The sequence below is a fragment of the Paenibacillus sp. FSL K6-2859 genome, assembly GCF_038008265.1.
Classification (GTDB): domain Bacteria; phylum Bacillota; class Bacilli; order Paenibacillales; family Paenibacillaceae; genus Paenibacillus_AQ; species Paenibacillus_AQ nitricinens.
This window is the reverse complement of the sequence record NZ_JBBOYU010000001.1, coordinates 2,471,673-2,488,480: the sequence shown is the minus strand read 5'-3', so window position 1 is coordinate 2,488,480 and position 16,808 is coordinate 2,471,673. Positions and strand designations below refer to the sequence as shown.

Below are 16,808 nucleotides of genomic sequence, written 5' to 3'. Positions count from 1 at the left end.
ACTGACGATTTCCGAGTGCTTAATACTCGTCTTTGTTAAATACGTTTTACATCTTTATCCTCAACATCATCTTCATAATCATCATCGTCATCGTCGTCATCCTCTTGATTGTTCAAAGCAGCTTCTCTCTCTTCTTCCTCTTTCAGTTTCTTCTGCTCCACCTGCAATTGCAGTTTATTATAGGTAGCATAGAAGTTAAAGAAAGCAGCCATCGCAATCAACGTTGGAATACAGATGAAATACAGTGCTGGATATCTAAGACCAATATAAGCTAGCACTGCAGCTGCAATCAAAGTTGAGAACACGCGAATTGGACGTGCTATAGTCAGCAATATTGAGTTACTCATCACTTGTTTAAAGCTCATTTGATAATGAACGACAATAGAAAAGAAGTTAAACATAGACACCGATAAAATAATCATGAGCACTAACATCAAAATACCAACAATTCTGAAGTTAGGCATTTGTGTCATGTAAACCGTTACATCGACGTACATAATAACGAACATCAATGTGTAGATAATTCCACCGAGCATACTTTTTAAATAATTCTCTTTATACCCCTGAAAAAACGTACGAAAAGTTCCTACATCCGTGTTCCCCATAACCCATTTGCGCACAACGGTAAATAAGGCCGCCGAAGCAGGAAATACAGTAAATGGCGCCAGAATCCCCATAGCCCAGTTTAATGTGAGCTGCTCATTTACTCCACCTGAGCTTGTCCCAAGCATCATCAATTTCATCAATCCAAAAAATAAAAACGGGGCGGAACATAGTGCCCATAAGATATTACTAGCTGCGATACGTGTAATCCATTCTGTGATGCGGTATAAACCACCCATTGCTCCTTTAAACTCCAATTCCCTTCCTCCTCTGTCTCTTGCATACTGCTTATCTTAACTATACCTCATTTGACCTACTCTTTTCCATAGCCCAACTTTCTGAATTCTAGGTCATTGTCTATACATCAAGCCTATAAAGTCCATATATTGGAATTGTAATCATAAGAATTTCCAAAATCACCACATTCTAAAGGAGGTTATTGTATGTCCTCACCTGTTGGCTACGGCGGCTGGACTTCCACTGGTACGATCCTCGTGTTGTTTATCCTGCTCGTTATCATCACTCGTACTTTCATTTAAATAAGCTGCTAATTCAATAAATACTATATTTAAGCAAAAAGAAGACGAGAACCGCTATTCGGCATCTCGTCTTCTTTGTATTTTGATAAATCATCCCCCGCGGGTTCTGATCACGTATTAATTATCAAAATCTTCGCGTTTTGCTGGACGTGTGCTTGTGCTGCTTGGGCGAGTAGATGGTTTGCGGTCCGCACTGCGGTTCGCTCCACCATCACGGCTAGCTGCGCCATCACGGTTGCCTTTATAGCCACCGCCATAACCGCCACTGCCACTACCATAGTTACCACTACCGCTGCTGTAGCCACCACGACTTCCGCCACCGTTGTTATCACGGTTTCCACGGTATCCACCAGTGCTGCCACCGGAAGTACCACGGTTGCCACCATAACCGCCATTAGGTTTGCGGCCACTGCGAATGTCGTTCTTACCACCACGACGTTTAGCACGAATTGGATCTTCTGGAGTCAATTCAATTGCAGAATCCTTCTTATCACCAGTCAGAAGCTTCATTGCAGCTGACAGCAATTGAACGGAATCATATTGCTCAAGCAATTGAATAGAAATACCTTTGTACTCATTCAATTCACCGCTCTCAACCATTTCAAGCAAGCGCTCTGCTGTTACGCGTTGTTTACCTTCAATAGCCTCAGCCATAGTTGGCAATGGTTTACGAGTAATACGGTGACGAGTAACGCGTTCGATCAAATGCAGGTGATCCATTTCGCGTGGGGTAACGAAAGACCAAGCTGTACCCTCTTTACCAGCGCGACCAGTACGACCGATACGGTGTACATAGCTTTCTGGATCTTGCGGCAAGTCAAAGTTAATTACGTGAGTAACACCAGATACATCCAAACCACGAGCTGCTACGTCAGTAGCTACCAGCACATCAATGCTGCCATCACGGAATTTACGCATTACAGCATCACGTTGATTCTGAGACAGGTCACCATGTAATCCATCAGCAGAGTATCCACGTTTCTGCAAAGCTTCTGCAAGCTCATCAACCCGGCGCTTCGTGCGTCCGAACACAATCGCAAGCTCAGGTGATTCCATATCGATCAAACGGCTAAGCGCTTCGAACTTTTGACGTTCAGGTACTTCAACATATGCTTGATCAATCAGCGGAGCACTGATTTGTTTCGGAATAACGGAGACGTGTTGCGGGTTGTTCAAGAATTGCTGTGCAAGACGTTGAATGTTTGGAGGCATTGTAGCCGAGAACAACATCGTTTGACGCTCTTCAGGAACGAGCTTGAGGATCGTCTGAATATCTTCCATAAAGCCCATATCCAGCATTTCATCTGCTTCATCCAATACAACAGTTTGAACATCATCCAAACGGATGGTTTTACGGTTGATATGGTCAAGCAAACGTCCTGGTGTACCAATAATAATTTGTGGTTTCTTCTTAAGACCACGGATTTGGCGACCAATATCTTGTCCGCCATAAATTGCCAACGAACGAAGACCTTTAAAACGGCTTAGCTTACCGATTTCTTCTGATACTTGAATGGCCAACTCACGTGTCGGTGCCATAATAAGCGCCAGAATTTTTTCGTCTTCGCGATTAATCTTCGAAATGAGGGGGATACCAAAAGCAGCAGTCTTACCTGTACCAGTCTGTGCTTGACCGATCAGATCCGACCCAGTCAATGCCAATGGAATTGACTGCTCCTGTATCGGTGTTGCCTCCTCAAATCCTAACTCTGTGATTGCTTGTAGCACTTTTGGCTCCAAGCCAAATTCTGCGAATGTTTTCAAATTATTCATGCTCCTTCTATACAGTGGACATTCCACATGCTTGTCTGTATTCTTAAGTAGCGGTAAACACATTTATATGCTGTCCAATCATGCTCTTTTTTCTGCATGATATAGCGCTTTTGGGACGAAAAGCCTCCCTTTCATCAGGTACTTCATTGTACCTGAGCAACTGTAGCTTTACATCCGATGCAATGCAAAAATACCATTGTAACGTCCTACTCAAGAATATCCTGTACATTATATCACAACTCTAAGTAGGAATACCAGTGGGTTCCTTTCTTTTCATTGCATACATGGTTTATTTTTAAATTTATTTATAGAGGTGGATTTGCTTGTTAAGACAGATTTGGAATTGTATTGCAGTTATTTTCGGAGCAGCGTTGATTGCCAGTGGATTTAATCTTTTTCTAATCCCTCATCGCTTACTCAGCGGAGGAGTATCCGGGCTTTCGATGTTAGTGGGTTACTTTACACCACTAAACATAAGCCTCTTATACTTGCTCTTTAATATCCCATTGCTTGTAGCTGGTTGGTTCCAGTTAGGCCGGAGATTTATTATTCTAAGCATGTTATCCGTTGTGGCAACAACCTGGTTTTTGACGGTCATCCCCGAATATTTGGTAGCTACTGATATGCTGCTTTCTTCTGTATTTGGTGGAGTGTTGGTCGGTATTGGCTGTGGCTTCAGCTTCCGTGCAGGTGGTTCATCGGGAGGTTTTGATATCCTGGGATCCATCATCACTAAATTCCGCGATTTCCCAGTTGGAAACGTGGTGGTGAGCTTAAACGGACTCGTTATTCTTGCCGCGGCATATTTTGATAACAACTGGAACTTGGCTCTTGCATCGATGGTATCTATATACGTAACGGGTAAGGTACTGGACATGATTCACATCAGCCATTTAAAGGTAACCGTATATATAGTAACGAATCGTACAGATGAGCTCCTTCAGCATCTAATGGGACTCCAGCGAGGTGTCACAAAGATTAAAACAGAAGGCGCTTATTCTCATGTTGAAAAGGACATGCTAATGACAGTAACAACCCGCTACGAACTTGCTGAACTGCAACGTATTATTCGCACGACAGATCCTCAGGCATTTGTAAATATTGTCGAGACAGTTGGTGTTATGGGCTCCTTCCGAAAAAGATAAAAACCGGCAGCGAAAAGTATTAATTTGGAAAATGCACCAATCACAGAATTGTGATATATTATAATCACGCAGAACCCTAACAATTTCATAAAGATTGAGATTTACCCCTCTTTTTTCCAAGCACTTCGTTTTCCGATGATTACTGAATTCCATTCAGACCTATCGAAAAAGGAAAGGGTGATTTTTGTGGAAATGGAAACGGTAAAGCTGTCAGCAATCGTCATGAGGTGGTATCCTGATATGATGCCGTTTCTCAAGCAGGACGAATTAAATTCCGTAATCGTTCTGCGTGACGGGCTTAGTATTCTGGAACCTGCAGATGCCATGGATATCATCCATTACAGTATCTGTGAACATCAGAATTCTGCGTATCTTCAATGAGTAAGCCGCAAGAGAAGTCTTGATAGTTGCCGCCTTAAGTTCGGCCATGTTGCCGTGTTGAGGCGGCATTTACTTTTTAACAAAAGGTTTAGAATGTGTGCGTCCCGGTTATATACAACAAGGATGGTTTTCCAGACCCGATCTGAGCCAACATTATTATTACAACACTGTTCTTTTTAGAAGCAACCGTTCCTATATAATTTAGGAAATGTACATAAAGGGAGAGAATACGAATGAACATCACCTGGGCTCTACTGATGATGGCCTTGGGAAGTGTAGGCGTGCAACAGAATCAACATGACGCTGAAGTGGCAATTGCATTGAAGTCTGCCATGAATCCCCCCATCATCGCTACGCAAAATAATAATTCAAATGTTGCAACTCCAGCTCCAAATGCTACAACAGAGACAAGCGACTCACAAAGTATGCTACACGCAGATCCTCAGCCTGATGCTCCAAAAGTAAAAGGCATCTATGTTACCGCATACAGTGCCGGTGGAGAACGAATGGAAAAGCTTCTTTCTTTACTTGATCAGACGGAACTAAATTCTATGGTCATCGACATTAAGGATGATGCAGGTTACATCACGTACAAAACTGATAACCCAGAACTTCAGAAACTCGGTAATCCGCAGCCATTTATTGGCGACATCAACAAACTGATGGAAAGATTGAATAAACATGATGTTTATCCCATCGCTCGCATTGTTGTCTTTAAAGACTCTATACTTGCCAAAAAGAACCCGCAATTATCCTTTGTTAATACAGACGGCACAGTATGGAAGAATAAAGGCGGCGATAGCTTTGTTAATCCTTATAATGAAGATGTCTGGAAGTACAATGTCGATATCGCCAAAGAAGCTGTCAAACTCGGCTTTAAAGAAATTCAATTCGACTATGTGCGTTTTCCTGAAGGTTTCGAAAAACGTGCAGACACACTTAAATACACTAAAACCAGTGATTCTCGCGTAGATATCATTTCTAATTTTGTAAAATACGCAAAAGCAGAGCTTGCTCCGCTTGGTGTTCGTGTATCCGTAGATATTTTTGGATATGCCGCATCTGCTCCTGCTGAGGGCATAGGGCAAGACTTCGTTAAAATATCCAAAAATGTGGATGTTATCAGCCCGATGGTTTATCCGAGTCACTATTCAACGGGATGGTTTGGAGTGAAAGAGCCTGACTTAGATCCGTATGCTACCATTAAAGGCTCCATGGTTGATACCCATAAAAAGCTCGATCCTCTTGGCAGCTACAAACCTGTTATTCGTCCTTGGATTCAGGATTTTACAGCAAGCTGGCTCGGAAAAGGTCATTATATTAAATATGGTAAAAAACAGGTGGAGGATCAAATCCGCGCTTTAAAAGATGAAAATGTAGAGGAGTTTCTGCTCTGGAACGCCAATAACCGATATACCTCCGATGTCGATTATGAGAAATAATGTATATAGCCCTTATTATTTATAATTGAAATCAGGTATGATATATAAAGATAAAGACCCGGCATCTGCCGGGTCTTTTAATGGAGAAAAAGGAGCATTTTACAGAACGATGATACAAACCACCTCTTTAAAACAAAAAGCAATACAATTTTTTCATATTTTATTTCCAATTCTGGTTACACAGATTGCTTTGTCAGCGATAACCTTCTTTGATACGAACATGTCAGGTAAATTTGGTACAGCCGATCTGGCAGGTGTGGCGATAGGAACCAGTCTCTGGATTCCAATTCAAACGGGCTTAAGTGGAATTCTTATGGGGATTACCCCCATCGTCTCTCAACTCATCGGAAGCAAAAAAGAAAAGGATGTAGCCTATCAAGTCACACAGGGAATCTGGTTATCACTGATCGTCTCTGTAATTGTCTTATTAATCGGGAGCCTCGCCTTGGCACCTATCCTTAATTTCATGAATCTGGAGCCTACTGTAAGAGATGTTGCATTTCGTTTCCTTAGTGCGATCTCCTTCGGAATTATCCCGCTGTTTGGATATACAGTTCTCCGTAGTTGTATAGACGCTCTGGGACAAACACGAGTGTCCATGTTGATCACACTCATAGCCCTACCCGTGAATGTTGGTTTAAACTACTTGCTAATCTTCGGGAAATTCGGGTTTCCTCGACTTGGTGGTGTTGGAGCTGGAGTGGCATCAGCTATCACCTACTGGGTAATCTTTTCGGTTGCCCTGCTGTTCATTTATCGGGCAGAACCCTTTGCAAGCCTTAGAATCTTCCGAAAGTTCTACTTTATATCGCTAAAAAGCTTCAAAGATCTACTAAAGATCGGTGTACCTATTGGCTTCTCGATTTTTTTTGAAACTGCAGTCTTCTCCGCTGTAACCTTGTTGATGAGTCGGTTCGATACTGTAACGATTGCAGCTCATCAAGCAGCCATTAATTTTGCAACAACGTTATATATGATTCCGCTCAGTATCTGTATGAGCCTTACCATTCTCGTCGGCTTCGAGACTGGATCCGGCAGGCAAAAGGATGCCCGTCAATATGCCATTATGGGAATTGGACTTGCGACCATCCTCTCCCTGGCAACTGCACTCCTGCTCTTATTTGCTGGCCATCATGTAGCTGGTCTATACACTGATGAACCTGATGTCATTTCATTAATTCAGCATTTCTTAATCTATGCGATCTTTTTCCAGATTTCCGATGCGATTGCAACACCTACACAAGGAGCACTTCGTGGATATAAGGATGTTAATCCAGCCTTCATTATTTGCTTTATAGCTTATTGGGTTATAGGGCTTCCTACAGGCTATGTACTTGCTACTTATACGGATCTAGGAGCTTATGGTTATTGGATAGGCTTGATCACCGGTCTTGCGATTGGGGCCACACTGCTCTTAACTCGGCTTGTTAAAGTCCAACGCCGTTATACCACACAATATACAGACGCTCAAACACATCATTAATAATCTAAAGAACACAAAAAAGGAACAGTGCGAAGTTCGCAACTGTTCCTTTTTTGTGTGTTAATTATTGAGAAAGACGGGATGCAAGCTCGTACAACTCCACGTCAAAGTCTTTCTTCGTATTCACTACAAGATCGATATCTGTAAGGGTTAGTTCTCCCTTGATGATACCGCAACCTTTATCAGACTCACCTTCAATTAGTTTACGAACGGCAAAGTCACCAAGACGGCTAGCAAGATTCCGGTCTCCAGGGGTTGGTGTTCCTCCGCGCTGAATATGTCCAAGTACAGTAACCCGTGCATCCAGAGAAGCATGACGATCCTTCAACGCTTGGGCTACATCTTCGCCTTTACCCACACCTTCTGCAACGATGACGATACTGTGACGTTTACCTCTGACAAAGTTGTCACGCATACGATCCGCAACTTCATTCAAGTCATATGGCATTTCTGGCACAAGAATGGTTTCTGCTCCAGAAGCCAGACCTGCATGCAGCGCGATATCTCCACAATGACGTCCCATAACTTCTACAATGGAAGAACGCTCATGGGAGGACATTGTGTCACGCAGTTTGTTAATAGCATCTACAACGACACCAACGGCTGTATCAAACCCTATGGTGTAATCCGTGTAGGAAATATCATTATCAATAGTTCCCGGTAATGCCATCGTCTTGATACCGAGTTTACTTAGTTTATTAGCGCCTTTATATGAACCATCTCCACCTATAACTACTAGGCCATCGATGCCCATTTCATTAAGAATATCTGCACCCTTTTGCTGACCTTCTGGTTTTGTGAACTCCAGACATCTTGCAGATTGCAGAATGGTTCCCCCACGTTGAATAATGTCACCTACGCTGCGAAGATCCATAGGGAAGATATCGCGATTCAGAAGACCTTGATATCCACGTTGAACTCCAAAAACTTCAATGCCGTAATAAAGTGCGCTTCTTACAACCGCACGAACAGCGGCGTTCATACCTTGTGAATCTCCACCACTAGTCAGTACTGCAATTTTTTTGATTTTTGTCATTCTGTTGTTCCTCCTTAAAGTTATGCAATGCCCCATCCGTTGTATAGGTGAAGCTTCGCAGCCTTGTTACAAAAAACGATTGCGTATCCAGCGGCTATTAGCGAAGAAGAACAGCCTTGTAAGCGGACTTCCTCTCATTAGGCTTTTAGACACACTGCGAACTTCCCGCTGTTCGCTAACTTTCGGATCAGATAAATAAAGTGCCAGCAATCCCTCAATCACCATACGATGCATAGATGATTCCGGTAGTTCACGTACATCCTTACGGGCCCACTCAACCATGGAAGCGATCCGACTTAACATGGTATCCGTGTCGTCATAATAATTGCAGAAATTAAGATCACCGCCTGCTCGGTCCTCTTCCTGATCAATCAAATAATCCAGCATAATGTGCAATCCACACACATGTGGAAAGTATGCAGCTCGAATCGATTCCGAAGAAGACTTATTTAGCTTCGGATCACATGCAGATAGAAAAAGCATGAATACGCCTAAAGTAGAGCCTGTCGCAGCCGCAAACTCGTTCCAGTGCAGATGCGGAGCACGGCTACCCTGCTGCTCCCACCATTCCTTCAGGGCTGTTTCCCTGAGTTCCGGGCGGATATGCTTATATACCTGCAAATCTGTATACAGCACAGCCAAATCACGAATCTCCGCTGCAGCAGCGGAATAACCTGGCAGCAAAGAGATCATCTCCTGGCATTTTCGAACTAGCCTATACAAGTATCCGCCGTCATTCTGTTCATCGCGAAGCGCATAATAATTGACAGGTTCAGCGTTTGGATCAATGGCATCCAGCATAGATTGATGCAGCAGCCTGAAATCTGCAGGATCAAGCGAAGTACTGCGATCACATAAGTTATCTAGATAATCACTGATAGTTTGATAAGCAACAATAAGCGGAATAAGTATATGTCTCATCGATAAATTGCCGGCGGCATAAATACCTCCACCTATGCAATGAAACTCTTTCGTCTCAATGCTGGCAAGTGCTTGCTTCCGGAGCTCGGGATCGGGAATCCCATTCGCATCTTGGCGCCAGAAGTTTAGACTTTCTCTCACTTCGGGCAGCACGTACTTATAGACCCTGTTCATAAGCCCAATAGGGCCACGCGGGCTAAGGTAACGGCCTTGCTCTAATTCACTCAATGATAGTGCCTCCACATTGTTGTCTCCTTATCCAAATCACCACTTATTATAATATGATCAGACGTATTTGTACAAACAACAAAATCACTTTCGTAAAATTATGAAAGATTCAGAAATAACGCAATTCAAGAATAAAACACATAACCCTCCATTGCTTTATGCTATACTAGCCATATTTCAATCTCAGAGGAGTGCACTTTCATGTTTTCAAATCGGACCGGAAGCCCTTACAGTGATCAGAATTGGCTTCGTTCCTTTCTTTTTACGATTTATGGCACTAGCGTTCTTGTAGTATCCTACTTTCCTTTATTCTACACACATTTAGGGTTTAGCAGTTCTCAGGTGGGCTACTTGTATTCCCTCGGTCCCCTCATCTCCATCCTATCCAATCTCTTCTGGAGTATGATGAGCGATAAGCTGGGTACCATTCGAAAAATCATGTTTATTTTACTCGCGGGGCAATTAGTTACCGGACTTTTATTAGCCAGAGCGACCGAATTTTCTTCCGTTATGCTTATTTTGTCCTTTTTCTACTTCTTCTATTACCCAGTTTTTCCGCTTGCTGATACAATGGCCATCAAAATTGCGGAGCGACACGGACGAAACTTCATTACAATTCGTGTATTTGGCTCCTTAGGCTATTCTTTCTTTGCTTTAACCGTTGGTTATGCGCTTAGAGCTTTAGGTGCTACTTGGAGTCTTACCTTATGTATTATCATCATTATAATCGCACTTCTAATTACAATTGGCCTAAAGGATGTCAAAAAAACTGTTCCAGAGCTCTCCAATCAGAAAGCTGTTAATACCAAACCAGATAAGAAAGAACATGGGCTTAAAGATATTCTTTTGCAAAAAGAGGTGCTGTGGTTCTTCGGATGTGTCTTTGTACTCGCACTGGGCCATAGAATGAACGAAGCTTTTCTCACCATCAGTTTAAAGAATTTGGGCGCTGGTGAGGAAGTGATCGGCTGGGCACTACTTGCCTCAGCACTAAGTGAAATCCCTGTATTATTTATACTCGGCAAATACGGCGACAAATTTAAAGAACTGCCCTTATTAATTTTAGCCAGTCTCATGTATGCCCTTCGTTTTCTACTCATGGCGCTCGCCGAGCATCCAGGCTCTATAATCGCGATTCAAGCCTTGCATAGCCTGACATTTGGCGTCTTTTTTGTAACATGTGTCCGTTATATCACTCGGATTATTCCTGATCGTCTCCGAGCAACCGGTCTTGCCATCTACACGGTTGTTTGGTCAAGTGCAGCTGGACTTCTAAGTGGTACATTTGGTGGAATGATCTATCAAGAAGCTGGGCGCTTCACCTTTTATATGGTAGCGGTTGGCTTCAGCCTTCTTGCCTTTGCAGGCTTTTTAGGACAGCATTTATTGGATACCCATCGAGATTCAATGCGCTATTTTAAGAAAAAAAACAAAAAAGCTTCTCTATAATAGAACACTTCTGATATTCAAAAATATTAAAAAGGTCTTTGCTATCCCTTCACTTGGGAGTGCGAAGACCTTTCATCTAAATTGATGTCTATTAGACGTAAAAAAACACAGTTCCCGAAAGAACTGTGTTTTATAGTTGGTAACCACTCTTGCAAGGGCTTGCCAAGTAAATTATATATTTATAGCAGACAGCTTAGCTGCCTTTGCCGTTTCTTATAATTTCACTACGTTTTCAGCTTGCGGTCCACGATTACCATCAGTGATATCGAATTCAACTTCTTGACCTTCGTCTAAAGTTTTGAATCCTTCACCTTGAATTGCTGAGAAGTGTACGAATACATCTTCGCCGCCTTCTACTTGAAGAAAGCCATAACCTTTTTCTGCGTTAAACCATTTTACTGTACCTTTCAATTGAACAACCTCCTAAAAAATAACCGCCATATATGGCGTATAACTATATTATACTGCAATCTTCTGCTCAAATCAATCTATCTCAACCTATAAATATGTGATTTAATTTGCTTTTCCCTTCACCAGTGCGTTATCATTGAGCCAAAAGCCAAAAATCGCCAGGGTGGTATTGATAATGATCAAAAAACATGAAATATACAAAACAGACAAATGGAATATGATGACGGTAGAAGTTCAAGGACGTTATATTGTACTTCGCGAAATCTCCGATCAATGGGGAGAAGAAACACATACTTTCCTTAGTCGTCCAGCTATGATGCAGTGGGTGAACAACCGATTCAACAAAGAATCTTATAAAGATAATGAAGAAGAGTACAAAAATATCATCGCAGCTTTCAAACAGGTATAACAGAATATGAACACAGAAAATATCGCGATTTATGTTGTCCTAGTCTTATGTCTAGGCGCAGTTCTAATTATGACCAAGGATCGTGTCCCGCCGCAGTTTAAGCGGGGCATGGCCTTAACTGCAGTCATTATGATTCTGTTCGCCTTCATCTTTGTTATTTATAGTTTATTGGCATAACTTATCCTTTCATATATTTAAAGAACACTAAATATTAATAATCAGGACTTAACAGGGCATAATAAGCCGACTCTACTTTCAAGAGGAGGACGTTATGCCTATTTCACACAAGTCCATCCCTCTTCTACTTGTGCTCAGCTTGCTACCGGGTGATTTATCATCTACAGTATTGCCGAGGGAGATTATGCCTACTACATCTCATCATTCTAGGAGGGTTTCTATGGAACAATTATTGAAAAGAAGCGAAGTACCTGCTGAGAATCGTTGGAAGCTTGAAGATGTGTTTGCTTCTCAGAAGGATTGGGATGCAGAATTTGCTGAAGCAAAATCCCTAATCAAAAAAGCTGCGGATTTTCAGGGTACACTAGATTCCGCAGATGCTCTAAAAAAATGTTTTGAGCTGGATGACAAGTTGTCCATCTTAACTGAACGACTCTTCGTGTATGCACATATGCGTCAAGATGAAGACACAGCTAATCCTGAATATCAAGCTTTGTCCTCCAAAGCGAAAAAGCTTGGTATTGAAGCAGGTGAAGCCTTATCTTTTGTAACCCCAGAAATTCTGGCGTTGCCAATTGAGAAGCTCAACCAATTCATCGCTGATCCGAACCTATCCGCTTATAAATTCACCTTAACTGAAATGAAACGTGAAAAAGCCCATGTGCTTTCTAAGGCTGAAGAAGCACTGCTGGCTCAGGTCGGAAATTTAGCTCAAGCACCTCAGAATATTTTCAGTATGCTGAACAATGCGGATCTGAAATTCCCTAAGATCAAAGATGAGGATGGCAAAGAAGTTGAACTGACTCATGGCAACTATATCAAGTTTCTCGAAAGTAGCGACCGTGAGGTTCGCCGAAATGCTTTTAAGGCAGTCTATGATACCTACCGGAAGCAGAAGAACACGATCGCAGCAACGCTTAGCGCCAATGTGAATAAAAATGTCTTTTACTCACGGATTCGCAAATATCCTTCTGTAATGGAAATGTCACTCTATGGAGATAACATTCCTAAAGAGGTTTACACCAACTTGATTGATACGATTCACGAAAGCCTTCCACTGATGCACCGTTATATGAAACTGCGTCAGAAGCTGCTGGGTGTCGATGAGTTACATATGTATGATCTGTTTGCACCGCTTGTTGATGAATATAAATTAGATATCACCTATGAAGAAGCCAAAAAAATCACTAAAGAGGGTCTCAAACCGCTTGGTGAAGATTATCTGAATGTGCTGCAAAAAGGCTACGACAACGGTTGGATCGATGTGTATGAGAACGAGAATAAACGGTCCGGGGCTTACAGCTGGGGGCCATATGGTACGCATCCTTTCGTACTGCTGAACCATAATGATAATTTAAACAGTATGTTTACACTGGCACATGAGATGGGCCATGCATTACACTCGTATTTTTCGGATAGCGCTCTGAATTATCGGGATGCGCAATATACGATTTTCCTAGCAGAGGTTGCTTCTACTACTAACGAGGCGTTGCTAATGGATTATTTACTCAAAAAGTCTACAGATCCTAAAGAAAAAATGTATTTGCTCACCTACTATGCTGATCAGTTCCGGACAACGATTTTCCGGCAGACGATGTTTGCTGAGTTCGAGAAAATCATTCATCAGCGTGTTGAAGAAGGTGAATCGCTTACTCCACAAGATCTTTCGAGCATCTACTATGACCTGAATGTTAAATACTATGGTAAAGAAATGGTTGTAGATCAAGATATCGAGATGGAATGGGCGCGGATTCCGCATTTCTATAACAGCTTCTATGTTTATAAATACGCAACCGGCTTCTCAGCAGCGACTAGCTTTGCCAAACAAATTCTTGAAGAAGGCAAACCTGCGGTGGATCGTTACCTCGGCTTCCTGAAGAGTGGCGGCAGTGACTACTCCATTAATATTCTGTCTAAAGCTGGTGTTGATATGTCTTCTCCTGAGCCGATTCGCGAAGCAATGAGTGTCTTCGAAGATGTTATCGCTCAAATGGAACAGTTGACCAAATAAGGCAGAGAGCTTAGTATTGCATTAATCCCTTGCCCTATTTGGGCAAGGGATTTTATTCTGTTATATCCCCTGAGGAGGAAGAATTCAATGAGAATTCAATGGTCTTTAATTGCAGGTCTAATCTTCGCGCTGCTAACAGCCATATTTGCAGTCATCAACGTGGATCCCGTTCAAGTTAATTTCGGTTTTGATGTAGTTAATATACCGCTGATCCTAGTTATTCTGGGCTGCGCGCTAATTGGTGGAATCATCGTGGGTTCTTACGGTATTTTTCGCCAGTACAAGCTACAAAAACAAATTAAAAGCTTAAATGCTGAGCTAACCAAACTTCGTGATGCCGACACTTCTTTAGATTCTTTTAACACAGACAATGATGGCCTAACAGGAGGACTTAACTAATGATTACTATTCAACCAAACGAAGATTACATACTCTCAATCCTAAAAAAATTACTTGATACACCGAGCCCCAGCGGCTTCACAGCACAAGTAATGAACCTTGTTGCCGAAGAAGCGGCAGCATTAAATGTACCGCTAAGCTGGAATGAAAAAGGCGGCGTAATTCTAACCGTCCCAGGCCTAGATCCTTCCCGTACAATCGGCATCAGCGCTCACGTGGATACACTTGGAGGCATGGTTCGCTCTATTAAATCTGATGGTACACTGCGACTAACCTCTGTTGGTGGCTTCACAATGCACAGCATCGAGAATGAATATTGTGTGATCCATACCCGCAGCGGCAGAACCTATACTGGAACCATCTTAACCAGCCATCCATCCGTTCACGTATATCCTGATGCTCGTGATTTCAAACGTTCAGAAGAGAACATGGAAGTACGGATTGATGAGCTAGTATCTAACAAAGAAGATGTACTTAAGCTAGGCATCTCTGTTGGTGATTTCATTTCCTTCGATGCACGTGCGGTGATTACACCTAGCGGGTATATTAAATCCCGGCATCTGGATGACAAAGCTAGCGTGGCTGCCCTTCTTGGCCTGCTGGAAAGCATGAAGCGCGAAGGCTGGAAACCGCTCCACAACCTTTCTTTCCTCATCTCCAACTATGAGGAAGTGGGACATGGCACATCTTGGATTCCTGGCGAGATTAATGAAATGATCGCAGTCGATATGGGTGCTATGGGCGATGATCTTAGCTGTAAAGAAACCGATGTGTCCATCTGTGCAAAGGATTCTTCCGGCCCTTATGATTATGTTATGACTGGCCGTTTGATTGAGCTGGCAGAAGCACTTGCTATTCCTTATGCCGTTGATATCTATCCCATGTACGGCTCTGATGCTTCCGCTGCCCTTCGAGGCGGCAATAATATTCGTGCCGCACTGATCGGCCCAGGCGTACACGCCTCCCACTCCATGGAACGTACACATAAGCAAGCTGTAGTAAACACTGCTAAGCTTCTCGCTGCTTATGTGGGCACTAACTGAGTCAAGCACTGGCAAGCTAACGCAGCTCTGGAGACGTAGACAATGGCTGATCGTTTCACTTCTGCTGCTCTTGGTAGCAGCGTCAGTGCTCGCAATGATCCTGTTATCCAGAAATCACACGGAAGATCCCTTTGCTGATCTTCCTCACGCCTACTCCTATTCAGAGGCTGTAAGTCCAGAAAATGTTCAACTCTATATGATGTCACTTTCGCCAGATGATGTTCAACTCAGAGCCGCTGGTGCACCTCTTCAGCAAGTTATGGCTTATGGGATTAATGGAGGCTTCTTCTATGAAGACGCACTCCTCTCTATTGCTATAATGAATGATGTCCCCACTAACGGGGTTAAAAAGGCATACGGCTCCGGCTGGTTTAACGCTAAATATGCACGCGGAACCCTGGTCTGGGATGGTGCCAGTCGTAGCTTTTCGGTACAAGTCGTCTCATCGGGAGAAGAATTGAACGTTACGGATCGCCAGCATTATTTTGCGCAAGGCGGCATTAGTATGAATCTTAAGCATGAAGATGTCTGGGAAGCTGTGATCGCGAAAGAACATCTTCCTTATGCTGATGAGCAACGAATGCGCTCAGGCATGCTGTATGATGATAATGGCAAGCTGTGGCTGATTGTTACGCCAACACTCTCGACGGCGGCAGAGTTCCGCACAGCCATCCTACAGAGCGTGCCTGCTGAAGGTCTCGAAGGTATCTTTCTTGATGGAGATGGCTCCTCACAGATGAATGCTGATGAAATCATCTTACCTGGCGACTCTCGTGCTGTGGTGCAAATGATCGCGGTGGACGGAACGAAATAAAGCAAAAAAGAAGCGATCTCTAATAGTAGAGAATCGCTTCTTTTTGTGATTTTATTCAATCCCAGACTTGCTCCAGCTTATCTGAGTAATATGAAATGGCCTTACTATAACTTCTTATTCCTTCATCCGCTGAGGTTTCAGCCAGCAATTTAAGCAAAATCCCCATAGCCAGACTATGATCTCCAAGATTGTGCAAGGTCATCGCAAGGAACACCGGAAACTCCTTATTCTCTGGGTATTCATGAACGGCCTGCTCCAATATTAATTTGGAGTTTTCATATTCTCCGAGTGTTCGGTAGGTGCTGCCCAGTCCCAATAAAGCGCCGACTCTCTGCTCCGAAGATAAGCCTAGTGTTAGGCTTTTCACATAAAAGGGTACTGCCTCACGTTCCAGACCGAGTACATCATGCGTCCAAGCTAATTGATACAGAAGTTCAGCATCATTACTATTCTGCTCATATAGCTCTAACAGCATCACTCTGGCTTCTTCAGCTTTACCTTCGTTTCGCAGGGCTACAGCTAACATAAGTTGATTCTTCAAACT

At 42.9% G+C, this 16,808-nt stretch carries 18 protein-coding genes; 12 read left to right on the top strand and 6 right to left on the bottom strand.

Annotated features, from left to right (window positions below; genetic code table 11):
- Nucleotides 1-35: 35 nt before the first annotated feature.
- Entirely contained in the window at nt 36-860 is an 825-nt protein-coding gene (locus MHB64_RS10780) for a YesL family protein (RefSeq protein ID WP_094872277.1), read from the bottom strand.
- A 186-nt stretch (nt 861-1,046) separates the two neighbouring features.
- Between MHB64_RS10780 and MHB64_RS10775 the strand changes: the two genes are divergently transcribed.
- Entirely contained in the window at nt 1,047-1,142 is a 96-nt protein-coding gene (locus tag MHB64_RS10775) for a hypothetical protein (protein ID WP_042186834.1), read from the top strand.
- Between the two features lie 117 nt (nt 1,143-1,259).
- On the opposite strand, the gene MHB64_RS10770 is transcribed toward MHB64_RS10775, so the two are convergent.
- Nucleotides 1,260-2,906 carry a DEAD/DEAH box helicase gene (locus tag MHB64_RS10770; protein WP_094872276.1) on the bottom strand — a complete coding sequence of 549 codons (1,647 nt, stop codon included), beginning with the start codon at nt 2,904-2,906 and terminating at the stop codon, nt 1,260-1,262.
- A gap of 332 nt (nt 2,907-3,238) precedes the next feature.
- On the opposite strand from MHB64_RS10770, the gene MHB64_RS10765 reads away from it, so the two are divergent.
- The 4 genes from MHB64_RS10765 to MHB64_RS10750 all read left to right on the top strand — a co-directional run bounded on the left by MHB64_RS10765 (nt 3,239) and on the right by MHB64_RS10750 (nt 7,366).
- The gene (locus MHB64_RS10765; protein ID WP_341134387.1) at nt 3,239-4,060 is read left to right on the top strand and encodes a YitT family protein; all 822 of its coding nucleotides are present in this window, start codon (nt 3,239-3,241) and stop codon (nt 4,058-4,060) included.
- A gap of 192 nt (nt 4,061-4,252) precedes the next feature.
- On the top strand, nt 4,253-4,441 hold the full coding sequence (locus MHB64_RS10760; protein WP_036689649.1) for a hypothetical protein: 189 nt from the start codon (nt 4,253-4,255) through the stop codon (nt 4,439-4,441).
- A 233-nt stretch (nt 4,442-4,674) separates the two neighbouring features.
- On the top strand, nt 4,675-5,883 hold the full coding sequence (locus MHB64_RS10755) for a putative glycoside hydrolase (protein WP_094876146.1): 1,209 nt from the start codon (nt 4,675-4,677) through the stop codon (nt 5,881-5,883).
- Between the two features lie 109 nt (nt 5,884-5,992).
- On the top strand, nt 5,993-7,366 hold the full coding sequence (locus MHB64_RS10750; RefSeq protein ID WP_094876147.1) for an MATE family efflux transporter: 1,374 nt from the start codon (nt 5,993-5,995) through the stop codon (nt 7,364-7,366).
- A 64-nt stretch (nt 7,367-7,430) separates the two neighbouring features.
- On the opposite strand, the gene pfkA is transcribed toward MHB64_RS10750, so the two are convergent.
- Together pfkA and MHB64_RS10740 are read right to left on the bottom strand one after the other, a co-directional pair.
- On the bottom strand, nt 7,431-8,402 hold the full coding sequence (gene pfkA / locus MHB64_RS10745) for a 6-phosphofructokinase (RefSeq protein ID WP_094872270.1): 972 nt from the start codon (nt 8,400-8,402) through the stop codon (nt 7,431-7,433).
- A gap of 66 nt (nt 8,403-8,468) precedes the next feature.
- Complete coding sequence (locus MHB64_RS10740) at nt 8,469-9,551, bottom strand: tetraprenyl-beta-curcumene synthase family protein (protein WP_179281672.1); 1,083 nt, start codon at nt 9,549-9,551, stop codon at nt 8,469-8,471.
- 201 nt (nt 9,552-9,752) lie between these two features.
- Here MHB64_RS10740 and MHB64_RS10735 point away from each other — a divergent pair, with 201 nt between their 5' ends.
- Nucleotides 9,753-11,000 carry an MFS transporter gene (locus MHB64_RS10735; protein WP_341134386.1) on the top strand — a complete coding sequence of 416 codons (1,248 nt, stop codon included), beginning with the start codon at nt 9,753-9,755 and terminating at the stop codon, nt 10,998-11,000.
- Nucleotides 11,001-11,213: 213 nt separating this feature from the next.
- Here MHB64_RS10735 and MHB64_RS10730 read toward each other — a convergent pair whose 3' ends face one another.
- Nucleotides 11,214-11,411 (bottom strand): cold shock domain-containing protein, encoded by a 198-nt coding sequence (locus tag MHB64_RS10730; RefSeq protein ID WP_042126303.1) that lies wholly within the window; start codon nt 11,409-11,411, stop codon nt 11,214-11,216.
- Nucleotides 11,412-11,586: 175 nt separating this feature from the next.
- On the opposite strand from MHB64_RS10730, the gene MHB64_RS10725 reads away from it, so the two are divergent.
- The 6 genes from MHB64_RS10725 (at nt 11,587) to MHB64_RS10700 (ending at nt 16,264) form a co-directional block, all read left to right on the top strand.
- A complete protein-coding gene (locus MHB64_RS10725) occupies nt 11,587-11,820 on the top strand; it encodes a hypothetical protein (protein WP_036689271.1) in 234 nt (77 codons plus the stop codon).
- A gap of 6 nt (nt 11,821-11,826) precedes the next feature.
- Nucleotides 11,827-11,997 (top strand): hypothetical protein, encoded by a 171-nt coding sequence (locus MHB64_RS10720; protein ID WP_167348490.1) that lies wholly within the window; start codon nt 11,827-11,829, stop codon nt 11,995-11,997.
- A 220-nt stretch (nt 11,998-12,217) separates the two neighbouring features.
- Nucleotides 12,218-14,008 (top strand): oligoendopeptidase F, encoded by a 1,791-nt coding sequence (gene pepF / locus MHB64_RS10715; RefSeq protein WP_094876149.1) that lies wholly within the window; start codon nt 12,218-12,220, stop codon nt 14,006-14,008.
- 87 nt (nt 14,009-14,095) lie between these two features.
- Nucleotides 14,096-14,407 (top strand): LapA family protein, encoded by a 312-nt coding sequence (locus MHB64_RS10710; protein ID WP_042186819.1) that lies wholly within the window; start codon nt 14,096-14,098, stop codon nt 14,405-14,407.
- Nucleotides 14,408-14,409: 2 nt separating this feature from the next.
- Nucleotides 14,410-15,450 carry a M42 family metallopeptidase gene (locus MHB64_RS10705; protein ID WP_094876176.1) on the top strand — a complete coding sequence of 347 codons (1,041 nt, stop codon included), beginning with the start codon at nt 14,410-14,412 and terminating at the stop codon, nt 15,448-15,450.
- Nucleotides 15,434-16,264: a hypothetical protein gene (locus tag MHB64_RS10700; protein WP_341134385.1), complete on the top strand. Its 831-nt coding sequence runs from the start codon at nt 15,434-15,436 to the stop codon at nt 16,262-16,264. The genes MHB64_RS10705 and MHB64_RS10700 overlap by 17 nt, the downstream gene beginning before the upstream one ends.
- 55 nt (nt 16,265-16,319) lie before the next feature.
- Here MHB64_RS10700 and MHB64_RS10695 read toward each other — a convergent pair whose 3' ends face one another.
- Complete coding sequence (locus tag MHB64_RS10695; RefSeq protein WP_341136068.1) at nt 16,320-16,790, bottom strand: tetratricopeptide repeat protein; 471 nt, start codon at nt 16,788-16,790, stop codon at nt 16,320-16,322.
- Nucleotides 16,791-16,808: the final 18 nt, after the last annotated feature.